The organism is uncultured Nostoc sp. (genome assembly GCF_964247315.1).
Taxonomy (GTDB): Bacteria; Cyanobacteriota; Cyanobacteriia; order Cyanobacteriales; family Nostocaceae; genus Nostoc.
Map to the genome: position 1 here is coordinate 1,686 of NZ_CAXTTT010000081.1, position 19,271 is coordinate 20,956.

The 19,271-nt window shown below is 40.7% G+C and carries 14 protein-coding genes and 1 pseudogene; 7 read left to right on the forward strand and 8 right to left on the reverse strand.

Going from position 1 to position 19,271, the window contains the following annotated elements:
* Window positions 1-1,898: pseudogene (locus tag ACFE93_RS22440) on the reverse strand (ribosome assembly protein 4); the annotation flags it as partial.
* 129 nt (window positions 1,899-2,027) lie between these two features.
* Window positions 2,028-3,383, reverse strand: a complete 1,356-nt coding sequence (locus tag ACFE93_RS22445) for an ATP-binding protein (protein ID WP_375476375.1) — start codon at window positions 3,381-3,383, stop codon at window positions 2,028-2,030.
* A 293-nt stretch (window positions 3,384-3,676) separates the two neighbouring features.
* Between ACFE93_RS22445 and leuC the strand changes: the two genes are divergently transcribed.
* The 4 genes from leuC to ACFE93_RS22465 all read left to right on the forward strand — a co-directional run bounded on the left by leuC (window position 3,677) and on the right by ACFE93_RS22465 (window position 8,683).
* Window positions 3,677-5,080, forward strand: a complete 1,404-nt coding sequence (gene leuC / locus ACFE93_RS22450) for a 3-isopropylmalate dehydratase large subunit (RefSeq protein WP_375476377.1) — start codon at window positions 3,677-3,679, stop codon at window positions 5,078-5,080.
* 96 nt (window positions 5,081-5,176) lie between these two features.
* On the forward strand, window positions 5,177-5,785 hold the full coding sequence (gene leuD, locus ACFE93_RS22455; RefSeq protein ID WP_375476379.1) for a 3-isopropylmalate dehydratase small subunit: 609 nt from the start codon (window positions 5,177-5,179) through the stop codon (window positions 5,783-5,785).
* 875 nt (window positions 5,786-6,660) lie between these two features.
* On the forward strand, window positions 6,661-7,695 hold the full coding sequence (locus tag ACFE93_RS22460; protein WP_375476381.1) for a hypothetical protein: 1,035 nt from the start codon (window positions 6,661-6,663) through the stop codon (window positions 7,693-7,695).
* A gap of 481 nt (window positions 7,696-8,176) precedes the next feature.
* Complete coding sequence (locus ACFE93_RS22465) at window positions 8,177-8,683, forward strand: DUF6174 domain-containing protein (protein ID WP_375476423.1); 507 nt, start codon at window positions 8,177-8,179, stop codon at window positions 8,681-8,683.
* Window positions 8,684-8,996: 313 nt separating this feature from the next.
* Here ACFE93_RS22465 and ACFE93_RS22470 read toward each other — a convergent pair whose 3' ends face one another.
* On the reverse strand, window positions 8,997-10,190 hold the full coding sequence (locus tag ACFE93_RS22470) for an FAD-dependent oxidoreductase (protein ID WP_375476383.1): 1,194 nt from the start codon (window positions 10,188-10,190) through the stop codon (window positions 8,997-8,999).
* Window positions 10,191-10,303: 113 nt separating this feature from the next.
* On the opposite strand from ACFE93_RS22470, the gene ACFE93_RS22475 reads away from it, so the two are divergent.
* Genes ACFE93_RS22475 through ACFE93_RS22485 form a run of 3 tightly spaced genes read left to right on the forward strand, consistent with a single transcriptional unit; the run spans window position 10,304 to window position 14,002 of the window.
* Window positions 10,304-10,852 (forward strand): (2Fe-2S)-binding protein, encoded by a 549-nt coding sequence (locus ACFE93_RS22475; protein ID WP_375476385.1) that lies wholly within the window; start codon window positions 10,304-10,306, stop codon window positions 10,850-10,852.
* Window positions 10,839-11,816 carry an FAD binding domain-containing protein gene (locus ACFE93_RS22480; protein ID WP_375476387.1) on the forward strand — a complete coding sequence of 326 codons (978 nt, stop codon included), beginning with the start codon at window positions 10,839-10,841 and terminating at the stop codon, window positions 11,814-11,816. The genes ACFE93_RS22475 and ACFE93_RS22480 overlap by 14 nt, the downstream gene beginning before the upstream one ends.
* A complete protein-coding gene (locus ACFE93_RS22485; protein ID WP_375476389.1) occupies window positions 11,813-14,002 on the forward strand; it encodes a xanthine dehydrogenase family protein molybdopterin-binding subunit in 2,190 nt (729 codons plus the stop codon). Before ACFE93_RS22480 ends, ACFE93_RS22485 begins: the two co-directional genes overlap by 4 nt.
* 251 nt (window positions 14,003-14,253) lie before the next feature.
* Here the strand turns inward: ACFE93_RS22485 and ACFE93_RS22490 are convergent, their stop codons facing one another.
* The 5 genes from ACFE93_RS22490 to ACFE93_RS22510 all read right to left on the reverse strand — a co-directional run bounded on the left by ACFE93_RS22490 (window position 14,254) and on the right by ACFE93_RS22510 (window position 19,269).
* Window positions 14,254-14,442, reverse strand: coding sequence for a hypothetical protein (locus tag ACFE93_RS22490; protein WP_375476391.1), 189 nt, complete (start codon window positions 14,440-14,442; stop codon window positions 14,254-14,256).
* 741 nt (window positions 14,443-15,183) lie between these two features.
* Complete coding sequence (gene argJ, locus ACFE93_RS22495; protein WP_375476393.1) at window positions 15,184-16,347, reverse strand: bifunctional glutamate N-acetyltransferase/amino-acid acetyltransferase ArgJ; 1,164 nt, start codon at window positions 16,345-16,347, stop codon at window positions 15,184-15,186.
* A 264-nt stretch (window positions 16,348-16,611) separates the two neighbouring features.
* Complete coding sequence (locus ACFE93_RS22500; protein ID WP_375476395.1) at window positions 16,612-18,135, reverse strand: response regulator; 1,524 nt, start codon at window positions 18,133-18,135, stop codon at window positions 16,612-16,614.
* A gap of 18 nt (window positions 18,136-18,153) precedes the next feature.
* Window positions 18,154-18,753: a sensor histidine kinase gene (locus ACFE93_RS22505; protein WP_375476397.1), complete on the reverse strand. Its 600-nt coding sequence runs from the start codon at window positions 18,751-18,753 to the stop codon at window positions 18,154-18,156.
* Window positions 18,754-18,759: 6 nt separating this feature from the next.
* Window positions 18,760-19,269, reverse strand: a complete 510-nt coding sequence (locus ACFE93_RS22510; RefSeq protein WP_375476425.1) for a PAS domain S-box protein — start codon at window positions 19,267-19,269, stop codon at window positions 18,760-18,762.
* Window positions 19,270-19,271 lie beyond the last annotated feature (2 nt).

Consider the following 19,271-nt stretch of genomic DNA (forward strand, 5'->3'; position numbering starts at 1 on the left):
TGACCTTCTGAGGATGAACGTTGACCTTCTGAGGATGAACGTTGACCTTCTGAGGATGAACGTTGACCTTCTGAGGGTGAACTTTGACCTTCTGAGGATGAACGTTGACCTTCTGAGGATGAACGTTGAGGTTCTAACTCTCTCTCATCTCCCCCATCCCTCTGATCTCCCTGATCTCTCCCCAAAAGCTTCCCCAACTCTTCCACCCAGTTAGTATAAACGCGCATTACCACTGGCAAGTAATCTTGAGTACCGATCGCTTTATTTTTTAAAGCTGGTTTCAGTCCCGCATTCACCAGGGAACTTTTGCCTACACCCGATTGCCCATGAATTACTATCAGCTTATAATCAGGGCGACCCATGCGTTCAATTAAACGTTCTACATCCAACAGGCGACCAGATGCAGCAATTTCTGGGGCAATATTTCCTTGGGGAGAGTTTGAGCGCAATGTCTCTACAAATGCCTGTTTTGTAGCTTCTAATCTACCCGCACCAATAAAAGCCCGCAAGCCAAATTGCTGTTCAATGGAACGCCGTTGCTGTTTGATTTTGTATGCTTTGAAATATTCTTTCTGCTCAAAATAAAGCTGTTGTAAAAAACTGAGAATATCCAAGTAAAGCCTGACATCTTCTAGGGGATTACCCACATCCCTAGCAGTTTCTAAGCTGAGAGTTGCCTGTGGAGTTTGACCTAAATGGTATTGAGAACGACCTAAAATAAACTGATACAAGCTCAAATCTTTTGATTTTAAAACCCTTTCGGAATTATCAGATAAAACCCCTGAGATATTCGCTGATTCCAAATTGGGAATCGCGGCAAAAACTTCCAAGGCTTGCTGAACTAGCTGATTTGCTTTCACCCAGTTATTTTGAGCCAAAGCCACTTCAGCTAAAAAACCGTAATCCTTGGCTAATTCTCTTGGCTGGTTGTTACTTTGATGGATTACTAAAGCCTGTTCTGAAAGACTCTGCAACATTTCCCACTTTTGCAAGTCTCGCAAGATATCACCAAATTTAACTACTGAGTTAGCAATTAAATCTAGCCTTTGAAACTGGTTAATAAAATTTATATACCCTTGAACATAATGCCAAGTTTGATGCCAATCTGGATGATTGATATCTGGATTTTTAAAAGCTTTGAGATAATAACAAAAGCCCATCTCAGCGAGGATTTTTGCCTGCCTTTCTAAATTATTACTTTGCTGCCAAAGCTCTAAAGCTTTGTGATAATGCTGTAGCGCCAAATCTTTTTGATTATTTATTTGTTTGATAAAACCTAACAAAGATTCTAAATCAGCTTGAATTTCTAAATTATAAACGTCTGGGTGATTGAGTAAATATCTTTGTGCTGTTTCTAGCTCATTTTCCAGTTTGATATATACATCTACGCTAAATTTTAAGTTATTACTAAACCATTGATTAGCCGTTTCGATGATAAAATCTACTAATTCCTGTGTTAATATGGCAAAATTTCTCGTAGTTGCCCAACTTTCCAAATCTGGTGCAAACTGTATTAGTTGCTTGTAAATTTCATCGTCAATCCACAACACTAAGGGAAAAGCAAAATTCTTGCGAAACTCTTCCCGCACCTGATTTGCAGAAGTTAACATCACAGGCAAATTCTGCACTGATTCCAAACCGACAACCATCACGCAAGCTGGTATTTCTTGGCCGAATTCTTCTTGAATCGCAGTATAAAGAGTCCTGTTAGATTGCTGCACCACCAAGACACGAATTTCGACTTGACAAATTTCCCGTAATCTGGAGATTAAGCGATCGCGCAAGCTAGCATAATTACACCGTGCCAAAATCAGCTTAAACTGTCCTACAGAGGATTCGATCGCCCAAGCTAATTGTTGCAGTCCCTTTTCATTTTTAGGTTGCTGTGAATCTGTCATACCAATTTGGAATTTTGGATTTTGGATTAAAAGAGCCAGGGCGAAAAGCAGATGTCGGGTGTGTACCACGAAGCATAACGCACCGAAAACCGGAGATGATGCGTTACGGAAGCCGTAACACACCCTACCTTAATAAACGTTCAACTCCCTCGCTTCTGCCAAAACCGGATTAACATCAAACCAAGACTCGCCACCATCCCGATATTCAAATACAAACCGACTGCGGATCAGTTTTTGATATCCCTGGTCATCACTCACCTTTTTCCTTTCTTTGACATGACGTAACAATTGCCACTCATCCTCAGAAATCGGTAACATGATTTCATTCCGCCGAGAACGAATCACTTGCTCTAAGGTTTCACGAGTTAAAGGAAGACTCATTTCTTCCATAATCCAGGTATTCAGCAGCCTCAGCACGTCGCGCACATGACCACCGCTCATTTTACATAACCGCTCTAGGCTAGCAGCACTATCAAAAATCTCGGTAACTTTACTTAAACGTTCCTCTGGTGTCATGTCAGGAAAAGCTCTAGCTAGTACCATCTGCTGCATGAGTGCCATTCCCTCTAGATGAACACTGCCATCAGTCCTTTGTACAGGTACCATTGGTAACACCTTAGGATCTTCTGGGAAACGCTGAGTCAGCATTCCGTAATCATTGGAAAACTTCAAAGCCAAGGGCATAGTGTAGAGTAGATGACAATTAAGCCTTGTCAAAAACTCACCTTGATCGACAAATAAATATTCCTGCTGCGGACGACCCCAAGGTTTGGCACGATTATCTATGCGGTCAAGATTATCGACAATTACGACTAGACCATTTTTACCTTGCTGTTTGAGTTTAGCGATCGCAGGTTCCAATAATTCTTGATTAATCGCTTCCAGCAGCTTAGTTTTTTGCGGTGCTAAATACTGATTGAGTTTTTCTCGCAGGGTTGGGTCATTTTTCATCTTCGCGGTGATTTCCCCAATACCCACAGACAGAGAAAGTTTTTCTTTTTCAGAGGTGACACCAAAATCGCCGACATTGGGAACCTTAACTTTTACCCCCGTCACCTCGGAGTTTAAGACCTTCCAAGCCCCTTGGAGCAACTCATTAAACTTGTTAGGTGACTCTAGAGTAATTTTATCCAGACTTTGACTCACACGACGAGCGATCGCTAGCAGCACATCAGCAATATCGACATCGGTCATTTCCAAGTCATCACTGGACTCAAAATAGACGACATGGAAGCCTAATTTTTCCAGTTCAGCTTGTAACCGTAATAATTCTGTCGATTTACCACAACCAATATGCCCAGTAAATAAAGTGCAGGTGGGTTCATTCGGCTTAAAAAAAGTAATCTTCTGCTTCAGCTTGCCAAGAATATCACCACCTCGTACCGAGGAAAAATCTATATAATACTTGCCATCAGAGCTATTGTTGACAAACAGAGTTCTGCTGGGATCGCTAGCCTGATAAAATTCCCGTAAATCTATGGGCATAATGCTGGTAGTGCAATTATCTCGTATTGTCTTAACATATCCTTGTTGAAAAGGATAAAGTTATTTACATCTTTGCATCTCAATATTTCGGAGAATTTACGATTTTGCTACCTCAAAGGCGATCAAATTACATCACAAATTCTCTGCGTACCTTTGCGCTTACCTCTGCGCTCCTCTGCGTTTAAATTTCACCCCTCAATTGCAAAGCTGTAAGTAATATTAAGCAATCTGCAAAAACCGAGACTTTTTTTTGATACTATTTAAGACCGGACTCTTTAAATACTGATTGACGTATGAGCAAAGGTACCCTGTTTGATAAAGTTTGGGACTTACACACCGTTGGTACACTTCCCTCAGGGCTGACGCAACTATTTATCGGGCTTCATCTAATTCATGAAGTCACCAGTCCTCAAGCCTTTGCTATGTTACGCGAGAGGGATCTAAAGGTACTGTTTCCACAGCGTACCGTCGCCACAGTCGATCATATTGTGCCTACAGAAAACCAGGCGCGTCCCTTTGCCGATAACTTGGCAGAGGAAATGATTCAGGCGCTGGAAAATAACTGTCAAGAAAATAACATAACTTTTTACAATATTGGTTCTGGCAGTCAAGGTATAGTTCACGTCATCGCTCCAGAACTTGGGCTGACTCAACCCGGAATGACGATCGCTTGTGGAGATAGTCACACCTCAAGTCATGGGGCATTTGGTGCGATCGCATTTGGTATTGGTACTAGCCAAGTTCGGGATGTTCTCGCTTCCCAAACCCTTGCTCTCTCCAAACTGAAAGTCCGCAAAATTGAAGTTAACGGCACTCTCAACCCAGGAGTTTACGCCAAAGATGTCATCTTGCATATCATCCGCACCCTTGGCGTGAAAGGTGGCGTAGGCTATGGCTACGAATTTGCAGGTACGACATTTGAGCAAATGAATATGGAAGAGAGGATGACTGTCTGCAATATGGCGATCGAAGGCGGTGCTAGATGCGGCTATGTCAATCCCGATCGTGTCACCTACGATTACCTCAAAGGTAGAGATTTTGCACCCAAAGATGCAGATTGGGATAAAGCAGTAGCTTGGTGGGAATCCATCAAGAGTGATGCAGATGCCCAATATGATGATGTGGTGGTATTTGACGCTGCGGAAATTTCTCCTACCGTTACCTGGGGCATTACTCCCGATCAAGGTATCGGTATCAACCAGTCAGTACCTCAACCGGAAGAACTGCTGGAAGAAGACCGATTCATTGCCGAAGAAGCTTACCGCTACATGGATTTATATCCCGGTCAACCAATCAAGGGCACAAAAATAGATGTCTGCTTTATTGGTAGTTGCACCAACGGCAGGATTAGTGATTTGCGAGAAGCAGCAAAAATCGCCAAAGGTCGCCACGTTGCAGAGGGAATCAAAGCCTTCGTTGTCCCTGGTTCGGAAAGGGTGAAGGAAGAGGCAGAAGCTGAAGGATTGGATAAAATCTTTCAGGAAGCCGGATTTGAGTGGCGCGAACCGGGATGTTCCATGTGCCTAGCCATGAACCCCGATAAGCTACAAGGAAGACAAATCAGCGCTTCTTCCTCCAACCGCAACTTTAAAGGAAGACAGGGTTCATCCTCTGGTCGGACATTGTTAATGAGTCCGGCGATGGTCGCCACTGCTGCGATTAAAGGCGAAGTATCTGATGTGCGCGAGTTGTTGTAATTTCCAAAAGGCATGGGGGATTGGTTATTCCCCTTGTCCCCTCATCTCCCTCATCCATTTTTCAACAGACTGTCATTGAAATAATAGATAAAATCTATGGTGAGTGAAGTTAAAACAGTTTCAGGGCGCGGTATACCCTTAGTGGGCAATGATATAGATACCGATCGCATTATTCCGGCACGATATTTGAAAGCCGTTACCTTTGATGGGTTAGGTGAAGGCGTATTTATCGATGACCGGACAGCGCTTAAAGGTGAACATCCCTTCGATCAACCCCAGTACCAAGGCGCGAATATTTTAATAGTTAACCGTAACTTTGGCTGTGGTTCATCACGGGAACATGCACCCCAAGCGATCGCAAAATGGGGAATCCAAGCTTTAATTGGTGAAAGCTTCGCCGAAATCTTTTTCGGTAACTGTGTGGCAATGGGCATACCTTGTGTGACAGCCGATGCTGTTACTGTCAAACAACTGCAAGATTTAGTCGCTGCCAATCCCCAAGCCGCCGTGACAGTGGATTTGGAAACCTTGCAAGTGCAAATTGGTGATTACACTGCCCCAGTTGCGATCGGTGAAGGGACAAGAAGCACATTTATTTCTGGAACTTGGGACGCTTGTGGTCAGTTAGTAGCTAACGCTGACCAAGTTCGGGCAATAGCTACAAAATTACCCTACGTCGGTTGGAGCAATTTAGCCGCAAGTTAGTATTTCTTCGTTCCCTGGCTCTGCCGGGGAATGTTAATTTATAGCTTTTATTTGCATTATTCAGCCAGAGCTAACAATAGCCTGATCTATTTCAGATTTGGCATATTTGTTGGATTTCGATGACGCAGCATACAGTTACTATCAAAGTTTGCGCCAACAAAAAATCCAGATAGGTACACAAGACTTAAGAATTGCTGCGTAGGCGTAGCCAGCCGTAGGCATTGCTCTGGCTAAGGGGGCAATTTTGGTTACGCGTAATCAAAGAGATTTTAGCAAAGTTCCTAATTTATGTCTTGAAGATTGGACTATGGATGGGTATTCTTAAAAACACATGGCACTAAATCCTGTGTTGAATGTAATGTCTATTACACTAGGTAAAATATTGATTGTACGTTTTGTACTAACGCTTGAAATTCTTTTTTGGCATTGCTTTTAATGAGATTTGGCTCTTTTCATAAAAGTGATTGGTAACTGTGCAATCAATACATTTAAGCTAAGTAATATCCTTAGCTATTAGGTGGTAATTTTAACAAATAAGTATTTAATCCTTGCAGATTATAAGCACTATTGTAAACTTTAACGAAAATAGTTCAATCAGTCGAAAGCTAGCTTGCAAAGGGCATTCACAAGCTATTCTTTCTTTTTAAAATGACGTGAAAAGGTTAGGTCTGTCTCTAAAACTCATAGTGAAGAAATTTTACAAAAACCAATTTTCTGCATAAAAGAAGAACATATCTCTGATTAATACTTAGCAGCTAAAAACTATAAGTTTTGTAGTTCGTAGAGAGAAACTAGTACTTCCATACATTTCTTAAAAATGAAGTATTAGGAACTCATTGTTCATTTAGATAAATTAAGAATTAGGAGTATTAATCATGTCAGTAACTTGGATTCCTGGCCCAGGGCCGACTAATGGAGCAGATGTAGGTATTAGTAATGCCGCTTCTGATAACTTCAATGGTTTGGGTGGAAATGACAGCCTTTATGGAAATGCTGGTAACGACCTTTTACAAGGTGGCGATGGTATCGACTATCTATCTGGTGGGGAGGGGAACGATACCATACTTGGAAATCGTGGAAACGACACCTTCACAGGTGGATACGGCAACGATCGCCTGATCTGGAACAATGGTGATGGTAGCGACAGAATCAGTGGTAATGCTGGCTATGACGTGGTTGAGGTCAACGGCGCGGGTGTAGGAGACAACTTCCGCCTGCAACAAGATGCTCAAGGCAGAGCAATCTTCGATCGGTTGAACTTGGTTCCTTTCACTCTGACTGTAGACAGTGCAGAGAGGTTTGAAATCAATGGTGGGGGTGGTGATGACATCCTCGATGTCAACAACTTGTCAGCAACTTCTGTAAATGCGGTATGGTTTACAGGTGGGGCTGGCAATGACTTCCTTGATGGTAGTGGTACAGCGACACCGTTGAGAGCCTTCGGTGGCGAGGGTAATGACATTCTCTATGGTGGTGCTGGCAATGACAACCTTTATGGAGATGCTGGTAACGATATATTACGAGGTGGTAAAGGTAATGACATCCTGACTGGTGGTGCTGGTAGCGATCGCTTTGTATTCAACTCAGGTGCTGGGTACAATAGTGCCGATCTTGGTGTAGATAAAATTACTGACTTCAGCAGCTATAGCGATAAAATCGTCCTCGATAAGACAACTTTTGCCGGACTCAATAATCTGTACCAAATTACGATAGTAGCTAATGATGCAGCAGCTGCAACTAGCTATGGACTCATTACTTATAGTCTTGGAACTGGCAACTTGTTCTTCAACCAAAACTTGACATCACCAGGCTTGGGGACAGGTAGTCTGTTTGCCAACATTGATAACGATAACAATCAATACACAACCCCACCATTATTATCAGCTACAAACTTTGAGATCGTTGCGTAAACATCTCTCAAAATCTATAGAGAAGCTAAGGCATGTCTGCAAGCTTGCAGCTAAATCCTAATTAGCAATCATCAATATTGCTAATTTGGAATCGTTGAATCCTCCTCATACTTCAAGTTAAGGGAGGATTATAATTTATCTTATCGCAGGTAACACGACACAAACAGGCTTGAAAGTCTCTTGTTGTGCTTGTTTTTTATGAGTTCAATCTAGATAGATACGTAAAACTTAAGGTTGCTGCGTAGGCATCGCTTTGGACAAGGAGGCAATTTTGGGCGATCAAAAATATTACGCCAAAGTTCCTAATTAATGTCTGGAAAATTGGATTATGAATGGTATTCTGAAAAAATGCAGATTCATTTATCTCCGAAAAATTTTTCATTAAAAGATAAAATTTATTTAAACATCCTCTCGTAAATAAGTTAAAAATTGCTGTATCATAATAATAGTTATATTTTTGAAAACCAATAAATGGATTAATATGCGTTTACCTATGATTATCAGTGCAACACTATTGCTATCTCTAAGTCTGAACTTAGCAGCAATGTCCGAAACTCCCGCAGAGAAAGTACAATATCAAACGCAAACAAATAATAGCTTGAATTCAAGACGGTTGAGATTTAATAAGCGTTTGTGGGAACAAGCAAATATTTCTAACTATCGGATTACGGTTAGCAACAGTTGCTTCTGTATACCAGATGCTAGAGGGCCAGTAATTATTGAAGTGCGTAATGGTCAAACAACTTCAATCACTTCTGTAGCTACTGGAAAACCAGTTAATCCAGAATTATTTCAAAAATACAACACAATTCCCAAGCTTTTTAATGTGATTCAAGATGCGATCAACCGGAAGGCATTCAACCTGGATGTAGAATACAATGCAAAACTCGGCTATCCAACCAAAATTAATATCGATTACAATAGTCAAATAGCTGATGAAGAAATCTTTCTGACAATCGAAAATTTTCAGGAAATTAAACCTAGATAGATACTAAGTTAATTACTTCCGCTGAATCTCGACTAACAATAGGGGTAAATTAGTAACTCTAAAACGAGATTTAATACTTCAATTTACCCCAAAGAGGTAATGGCATCACTTCTTACAAAAATTAACAATCTGATGAAGTTATGTTGATTTTACGCAAATAATTCTCAATTATTCAACGAATTTGTTGTGTTTGAGGGCTTGACTAAAAACAGTCACTTCTGATAGTCTCAAATTACTCGATAAGATTAGGGCTTGCTATAAGTTTCTTTTGCTAATTGTGATAAAAGTAACTTTACTAACACCACAATAAAATTTAACTTTTTACAGATGGCTTAAAGTTGTACACCCATTTGTGAAAATCATCATTAAGACTCATTTGACGCTCTTGCGTCTGTCCAGTAGATGCCGCGTTATTAATGTCGTAGTACCGCATTTCACCCAAGGCACTACGAGCTTGAATGAGTTTTGTCCGCTCGATGCGACACTGTTCGTAGCTAGTCAGAGCTTCTTGCAAATTAGCTGAATCAGAAAAACACTCTCGCAGTTGGTATGCATCTTCAAAAGTGGTATTGGCTCCTTGTCCCATTGCAGGTGCCATTGGATGAGCGGCATCGCCTAAGAGAGTCACTCTGCCTTGACTCCATTGAGTTAACGGTGGGCGATCGCAAATTGGCCCTTCCCAAATTTCCTCGGCTGGTGTCGCTTCTACCACAACTCGAAAGGATTTATCCCAGTTGGCTAATTCATCGAGAATGCGAGATTTCACTTCATCAGCGCTGTGGGAAAGGGAGTACTCAGGCGAGAACTTCCGACTAATCCAACTGGTATAGCCGCCGCCAACATTGAGAAGGTACATAAACTGTTGGTTGCCTTTGACAAAAACTAGTTCATAGTCATTAAATAGCTCGTGGCGATACTTAATGACGGCACGCCAACACATACTACCGATATAATTAGGCTTACCCTCGCCAAATAAAGTTTCTCTGATAACAGAGTTAACGCCATCAGCCCCAATCAGCAAATCTGCATCTACTGATTTTTTACCATCAAAATGAATTTCCACACCGTTTGCATCTTGCTCAAAGCCGATAAAGCGATGATTGAGGTGAATGATTTCAGACGGCAATCTTGATGCTAAGACTTGCTGTAGACGATACCACCAAATAGTTAACAACGGTTGTCCGTATTGTTCTATATATTTAGTTGCGTTAGTTCGGATTGTCTCAGACTGAATATTCTTTAAAACCGTGTGGTGAACCTCGCAGCCTGAACTTTTGAGAGTTTCGACAATTCCCGGTGCGATCGCATCTAGAGAATTCAAGCCATTCGGAGCTAGTCCTAATCCAGTTCCCGCCGGACGAAATTCTTGGGCTTTTTCGTATACTTGAACCTCTATCCCTTGGCTTCTCAGTGCGATCGCAGCAGCCAAACCGCCTGGGCCAGCACCGACAATTGCAACTTTCTTTACTATGGGTTGGGATAATTTCTGAGTGAGATTTGCGTTCATATTATTAAGTCAGAATTTACTCTTGATTATAAATGTCAGGAAGTCTAGCTAGAAGAACCGCAGACTTTTTATCGTTACTATAGTAAATGATGTAATTATTATCTACGTGAAATATGGAAGAAAATTCCTTAGCGTTAATAACTTCAGACTCATTTACTCAAGAAACGAAAATATTCGGTTCAGAGGAAGTAGAATTATCACTGAATGTTAATAATATATCTTATTCCTTAAAGCTAGAACCTCGTGTGACATTACTAGATGCACTTCGAGAAAAGCTGGGTTTGATGGGCACTAAAAAAGCTTGCGATCGCGGTGAATGTGGTGCGTGTACTGTATTAGTTAATAATCGGCGAATTAACTCTTGTATGACTTTGGCAATCATGCACATCGGTACTGAAATTACCACAATTGAGGGATTAGCACAAGATGGTAAACTCCATCCCATGCAAACAGCCTTTATTACCCATGATGCTTTTCAATGTGGTTACTGTACATCAGGACAAATTATCTCAGCCGTGGGGATGATATTGGAAGAATCGCCAAAATCTGAGACAGAAATTCGAGAAAAAATGAGTGGAAACCTTTGCCGTTGTGGAGCATATCCAAATATTGTTGCGGCGATTCGGGATGTGCTAGAGGAAATAGAAGATGCAGCCATTTAGTTATGCTAAAGTTACCTCAGAAAAAGTGGCGATCGCCACAGTTGAGCAAGATAAAACTGCTGCATTTATTGCTGGTGGCACAGATTTACTGGGATTAATAAAAAATGGAGTCCAAACAGCGAATATATTAATTGATATTAATAGTTTGCCCTTAGCAGATATTGAATCTCAACCTCAGGGAATCCGCATTGGTGCTATCTCTCGAATGAGCGACGTGGCTTTTCATCCCAAAATTCAGGAATGTTATCCCGTAATTAGCCAAGCTTTATTACAAAGCGCTTCACCGCAACTGCGAAATATGGCAACAGTGGGTGGGAATTTACTGCAAAGAGTCCGCTGTGGTTATTTTCGCGATCCGGTTTTTCCTTGTAATAAACGTACTCCCGGTATAGGTTGTTCGGCAATTACAGGTTACAATCGAATGCACGCTATTTTCGGAGCTAGCGAACATTGCATTGCCGTTCATCCTTCCGATTTAGCTGTAGCTTTGACGGCATTAGATGCAGTGATTTGCATCCAAGGAATAGAAAAAGCACGGCGAATTTCAATTCATGATTTTTATCTCTTACCAGGCGAGACACCAGCAAAAGAAACTCTATTACAACCTGGAGAATTAATTGTTGCCATTGAAGTTCCAGATTTTGCATATAAATCCCATTATTTAAAAGTAAGGGATCGAGCCTCTTACGAATTTGCTCTTGTTTCTGTAGCTGTTGCTTTAGATATAGAAGAAGACACGATCAAATCAGCACGTATCGCTTTTGGAGGAGTAGCACCCAAACCTTGGCGTGCAAGGGATGCTGAGGAATTTCTCAAAGGGAAAGCAATTAACGAAGATATCTTTACAGCCGCAGCAGCAGCAGCCGTCAAACAAGCAAAACCGCAAACACACAATGAATTCAAAATTGAGTTAGTCAAACGCGCTTTGGTACGCGCACTCTCAGTTGTGGCAGAAAAATTATGAATAAAATTATCGGTAAACCACTTGATCGCGTTGATGGTAGGCTGAAAGTTACAGGAGAAGCACCTTACACAGCCGATGTGCCAATAGAGAATTTAACTTATGGAGTGATTTTTCAAAGCGCGATCGCCAGTGGTAAAATTATCCAAATAGACGCATCCGCAGCCGCAGTCGCCCCTGGTGTGCTAGATGTCGTTACTTACCAACAAACCCCATCTCTGGTAAAAATACCCTTCTTTGGCCCTCCACAACCCCAGTCAACTGAAAAAGACCATAATATCTACTACGATGGTCAACATCTGGGGATTGTAATTGCCCAAACTTTAGAACAAGCCGAAACTGCTGTCTCCAGGATAAAAATCATCTACGAGGAAGCCATTCCGACAGTCACAATGGCACGTACAGAGATATTTGAACCCGAATCAATATTTTTTGGCATGATGCCAGCTAAAATCACCAGAGGGGATGTTGAATCGGGGAAAGCACAAGCAGATGTCTTGGTAGAGCAAGTTTATACCACGCCAATAGAACATCATAATCCCCTAGAACCTTCTGCAACGATCGCAATCTGGTCAGGGGATAATTTGACGCTGTATGAAACCACTCAAGGCGTTTCTGCAACCCAAAGCCGAATCGCATCTATTCTGAATATTCCCGAAGAAAATGTCCGCGTCATCTCCAAATATTTAGGCGGCGGATTTGGTTGTAAGGCACTGCTGCGATCGCACACGATTTTAGCTGCGATCGCCGCTCGGCAAGTAAAACGCCCTGTGAAAGTTGTGCTAACGCGATCGCAAATGTACACTGCTTGCGGCCACCGATCCGAAACTCAGCAGCAGCTAACATTAGGTGCAACCAAGGAAGGCAAACTAACCTCGATCGAGCAAATTGGTACATCTTTAACTTCCCTGTTTGATGATTTTGTAGAAGCAGTGGGTGCAGCAACAACGATGATGTACGCCTGTGCCAATTTGGAAATTAAATATCGATTGGGACGCATTAATGCCGGCACACCAACCTTTATGCGTGGCCCAGGAGAAGCGCCGGGAATGTTTGCCTTAGAATCGGCAATGGATGAACTGGCATACACCTTAAATATTGACCCAATTGAACTAAGATTAAGAAATCATGCAGATATCGATCCGCACAAAGGATTACCTTGGTCAAGTAAATCCCTGAAAGAATGTTACCAAAAAGGGGGAGAAATTTTTGGTTGGTTACAACGCAATCCAGTTCCCCGTTCCATGCGAGATCGTCATTTCCTGATTGGTTGGGGAATGGCAAGTGCGACATTTCCCACCAATGCTAGAACTGCATCAGTTAAGGTAGAAATTTTTGCTACTGGAGAAGTGAAAGTACAAAGTGGTACTCAAGACATCGGTACTGGTACTTATACAGTGATGACACAGGTAGCTGCTGAAGTCTTGGGATTACCAGTGCAGTTTGAATTAGGTGATACTAATCTTCCTAAAGCCCCGATTACAGGAAACTCAGTTACAGTTGCGAGTGTTTCCCCGGCGGTATATAAAGCAGCGATCGCCGCACGGGATAAGATAATTAAAATGGCGATGGAAGATGCAAATTCTCTGCTTTATGGCTCACAAGCAGAAGATATTACCATTGAGTCAGGGGAAATATTCTTAAAACAAGACCCATCGAAGCGAGACAGCTACACCGATATTCTGCGCCGTCATGGATTAGAAAGTTTAGAATTTACAGAGGAATCGTCACTCAACTCAGAGAGCAAAGAATACGCTAAACACTCTTTTGGGGCAATATTTGTTGAAGTTGCAGTTGATGAGTTGTTAGGAGAAATCAAAGTTAGACGTTGCGTAGGCGTTTATGATGCAGGGCGAATTCTCAACTTCAAGACAGCACGGAGTCAAGTTATCGGCGGGATTACCTGGGGAATTGGTATGGCGCTGATGGAGAAAACTGTCATGGATGCTAATCAGGGCAGAATAGTTGGTGCTAACCTTTCTGATTACCTGATTCCGGTTCATGCAGATATCCCCAATATGGAAGTGCAATTTATTGAAGAAGGCGATCCTTATGTGAATGCACTAGGAACCAAAAGCTTGGGGGAACTTCCGATTGTTGGGGTAGCTGCTGCCATATCTAATGCAGTTTATCATGCCACAGGTAAGCGAATTCGCGATCTGCCAATTACACCAGATAAGTTGCTGTGAATGAATTGGTTTGTAGAGAGAAGGGGTTAGGGCATAAGGGCAACCCTAGAATTCTTTCTCTTACATAACTTCTATAGCAATCTTTGCAGGAGTCGTGAAAAATATAGATAAGGAAACGAACCGCCAAGAACGCCAACTCTTGGAGAGGCTGACGCCAACGCGAAGCGTCTCTAAGAGTTGGACGCAAAGGGAAGAAAGAACAAAGAGATATATAATTTTCACAAATGATTTAGGACTGCTATACCTGAAGTTTACACTATGAGGAATGCTGTGCCCCTACAACAGATATGGTTCAAATACATGAAATGCTCTAGCAGTCTTTGTGCTTGTTGCGATCGCCAGTTTTGAGTCTGTCCCCAGCTGGGTTGAGCTATGAGCATTACTCTTAAAGGCGTTAGACAAACACCCACAGTCAAAAGACTGGTGAGAATTTTTTTCATAAAATAGCGCAGAGGTAGCTGTTTTAATTAGGTCTTAACAGAAGCTGTTCTCACCAATATGATGATGTTTTTTATAAACATTGCAATGTTTCGTATTAATATCGTGATGTTTGTAAGGAATATTGCAATGTTTCGTATTAATATCGTGATGTTTGTGAGGAATATTGCAATGTTTCGTATTAATATCGTGATGTTTGTGAGGAATGTTGCAATATTTGTGAGAAACATTCCAATGTTTCTTATTAATATCGTGTTTGTCGTTAAAAATCTCTAAAAGCTCAGGGGCATAAATATAGACCCCTATAGATGAAATAATTCATGATCAATAAGGTTTTGCCAGAATGGCGATCGTTTTTTGTTGCGAATTGAACTGGATTTCATCTACTACGTATAAACCAATACGCTTGGGTTAAGCATTTTTTCTCTTCTCTCTGTTTCCTCTGCGCCTCTGCGGTTCGTTAAAAAAGCTGACTTTAATAAAGAGTTTTAGCCTTTACCCAAGCGTATTGAGTTATAATTTCTAAATCTATACAGAAAGCCCAAAAACCCTTCCTCTCTGCTCCTCTGCTCCCTGCGGTTTTAATGATAAGTCTTTAACAGGACATGATATTAGGAACTTTTGCACGAGGTGTAATGAGAAATCGTCCCGCACTAATCGACCCTTATCTACAAGACGCTCCCCTCTTACCATTTTGGGAGAAGGAGTTGTAGGCAAATTTTGCATTTGTGCAATAAGTCTAATCAAGTTGAATATTTACCATTAATTTCTATATAACCCTCTGAAAGATCGCAACCCCATACAGTTGCAGAGGATTCGCCAATATTAAGACTAACATGAATATCTACTTTATCTTTAGACATAATTTTGCGTAACTGTTCTAGATTTGCCTCAGTTAAGCTACTAGGATAAACTTTCACATTATCAAAACGAATAATAACTATTTCTGGATTTATCTGCTGTTCATTTTCACATTTGCCTATAGCCATAGCAACTCTTCCCCAATTCGGATCTGCTCCGTACACAGCAGTTTTTACTAATGGTGAATTTACAATTGCTTTCGCTACTGTTTTAGCTTGTGCATAGTTAATCGCTGAATCTACAGTCACCTCAATTATCTTAGTAGCACCTTCTGCATCTCGTGCAATTTTCAGCACTAATTCCTGTGCAACTTCTTGCAATGCACTAGCAAAATATGATTCCGAAACTTCACCGGCTATTCCATTAGCTAGAATCACCGCAGAGTCACTAGTAGAAGTGTCAGTGTCTACACTCAGACAATTAAAAGTTTTATCTATAGTAGAGCGAAAAATAGAACGAAGGCTATTTGCAGAAATTGCAGCGTCAGTAAAAAAGAAAGTTAGGAGGGTAGCCATATTAGGCTCAATCATACCAACACCTTTGGCAATTCCTACTAGCTTGGCATTTCCTATTTGCCGTGTAGCTAGTTTTGCTACTGTATCGGTGGTCATAATACCACGGGCTGCGGCATGAAAATCAGCATCAGTCAATTTTTTGCCTAATCCTAATAAACCAGCCCGGATTTTTTCAATAGGGTAATGTCTGCCAATTACACCTGTAGAAGCTATCACAATATTATGTGCAGCAATTCCAGTTTCAGTTGCAACTAATTGCAGAACCTCTTGGGCGTCAGCAATGCCAACAGAACCATTAGCTACATTTGCATTTTTAGATATAACGATAATTCCTTGTGCTTGTGAATCTTTTAAGTTATCGCGGCTAATAGTAACACTTGGCCCAGCAAAAAGACTTTGAGTGAAGACTCCATCTGCAACACAAGGAACTGATGATTTAATAAATACAAAATCATCAGTTGTATCTCGTATTCCCAAATTAGTGATGAATGCACTAAAACCTTGAGGTGTGGAAGATATATTTAATGGCATTTTTTGATATTTAATAATTTGCTTTAATTATCTCATATCAAGTTTGGGTTATTACTTGTAATAAAATCTGTCAATGTAGGTTGGCGAGCCACTGCGTTGGACGGGTTCCCCGGCTTGTTCGCGCAGCGTCTCCCCTTGGGAGAAGCAAGTGGCGTTTGAACACCAGTGAAACCCAACATAAACAAGGATCCAATGTTGGTTTACCCTGCGGTCAGCCCCTTTAGGTCTACGTTCCTCAAGCCAAATTACAGATATTATAAGTGTTTAACTGGACATGATATCAGTTAATGTAAGAGTGAATGTAGTCCATCCATTGCCACTTTCTACTTGAATATTTCCTTGCAATTGTTCGACTAATTTCTGTACTATAGATAAACCTAATCCTGAACCACCTTTATTCCAGATATCTGCATTAGAAAGACGATAAAATTTATCAAATATCCGTGGTAACTCTCCTACCGGAATTTCTGCTGAATTACTGACAGTAATAATAGTTTTTGCAGGTGCTTCCGAGGAATCGTGACTTACACTTAAGATAATTTCACCACCTGCAGGTGTGTATTTACAGGCATTATTGAGCAATTCTATTACGATGCGTTCCAAGCTAATGCCATCTGAGAATAGCGGCGGGAGATTTGCAGGAAGATTCGACTGTAAAGTTTGCTGATGTTCTTGAACGCGGATTTGAAACGGCTCGATAATCCAAAGTAACCACTGTTGTAAGAGCAATGCATTAGGTGTAATAAGTGGATAGGATGAGCTTTCTAGCCGTTGTAAGTCTAGTAGATCGTTAATTAATTCTAGTTCGCGATCGCATTCGCTTTCCATTAATCTTAGATAGCGTTGAGCATCCTCAGTATTATTCGATAATTGTATCATTTGAATCATCATCTTGATATTACTCAGAGGCGATCGCAGTTCGTGAGAAACTAAATTCAAAAAGTCATTTTTGAGTTGATTTATCTGCTCCCATTGCACCACAAGTTGTTCTTGCTCAATTTGCTTTTGACGCGCCTCAATCGCTCGTTTGCGCTCAGTAATATCTCGAAACACTAATACAGCGCCTATAATCTTATCTTTGTCATCTTTAATCGGTGCAGTGCTGTCATCAATTGGTATTTCTGCACCATCTTTAGTAATCAAAATTGTTTCTCCAGGAAGATTAACGATTGTACCATCTTGAAGAACTTTTATAAGCGGACTTTCAATAAGGTTATGAGTTTTGCTATTAGCAATATTAAATACTTCTGAGGAATTTCTACCACAAGCTTCTTCTTGTTTCCATCCAGTCAAATTTTCAGCAACCGGATTCATAAAAGTAATTAAATTTTGTAAATCACTAGCAATCACACCATCGCTGATACTTCTTAAAAGCGCATCCAGCCATTTTTGATTAACTTTTAATTGCTTTTCTAAACCATGTTTAATCAAAGCTATTTCAATATTTGTTTGTAGTTCTCTTTCTTTAAAAGGTTTTATTAGGTACCCAAACGACTCAGTTATCTTAGCTCGTTCCAATGTATTTTCATCTGCATAAGCAGTCAAATAAATTACTGGAATATCCAAACGCTTATAGATTTCTTCAGCAGCTTGTATGCCGTCCATTGACCCTTTAAGCTTGATATCCATCAGTACTAAATCTGGAGATATTTCTCTTGCTATATTAATCGCTTCTTCTCCTGAAGAAGCGATAGCAGGCACTGTATAACCAAATTTCTTAAGCCGATATTGTAAGTCTTTAGCAACAATAGCTTCATCTTCCACAACTAAAATTTTTGCGTTTGTCATCTTTTATTAATTGCGTATTTATGGTAAAGGAAATGTCACTTGACACTCTAATCCAGTAGCGCCTGTAATCTTGATATTTCCTGCTAGCTGATGGGTTAAAGCATCCACCAACTCCCAGCCTAATGATGCGAGTTTTTTAAAATCAAAGTTTGGTGGTAAGCCAATACCATTATCACTAACTACTAGTTTTAAATTATTATTAATTATTTTCTTGATTTCAATATTAATTGCGCCATTGCTATTTTTGGGAAATGCATATTTTAAGGAATTAGATACAAGTTCATGGATAATCAAGCTACAAGGAATTGCTGTATCTAAACCGAGAAAAATACAATCTTCGGTATTTATTGTTAAAGCGATCGCATCTTCATTTACTTCATAAGCAGTAAATAAACTGGCTACCAAATCTCGAATATATTCACCCAAATTAATCTTTGCTAAGTCTTGAGATTGATACAATTTTTCGTGAACGAGAGCCATTGATGCAATCCGCTGCTGGCTTTGTTGAAATATTACTAAATCTTCTTTGTCTTTGATATAGGCAGATTGCAGGTTTAGCAGACTGGAAATCACCTGTAAATTATTTTTGACCCGATGGTAAATTTCTTTTAATAACACCTCTTTTTATAATAGTGATGCTTGAATTTGCTCCTCCCACTGCTTGCGTTCGCGCTGCGCGGCTTTCCGTTCGCTAATGTCTTCGACCACAGAAATAAAATATTTTGGCTCCCCACTAGATTCGCGCACTAAAGACACAGTAAGATTAACCCAAATTATAGAATTATCTTTGCGAAAATAGCGCTTTTCCATCGAGTAAGTTTGAATATTATCTGCTAAAACCTGCTCAACATATTTCAGGTTAGTATTAAGATCGTCTGCGTGAGTAATATCTTGAAAAGTTAACAACTGTAGTTCTTCGAGTGTGTAACCGAGAATATCACAAAGCTTCTGATTAACTAACAACCAGCTTCCATCGATTGCGACATGGGCAATGCCAACAGCAGCTTGGTGGAATGCAGCTCGAAATCGCTGTTCGCTCTCTCGCAGTGCTTCTTCTATTCGCTGGCGTTCACTAATTTCTGTCTGTAGTGATTCGTTGATTTTTGTTAACTCTGCTGTCCTTTCCTCAACCATGC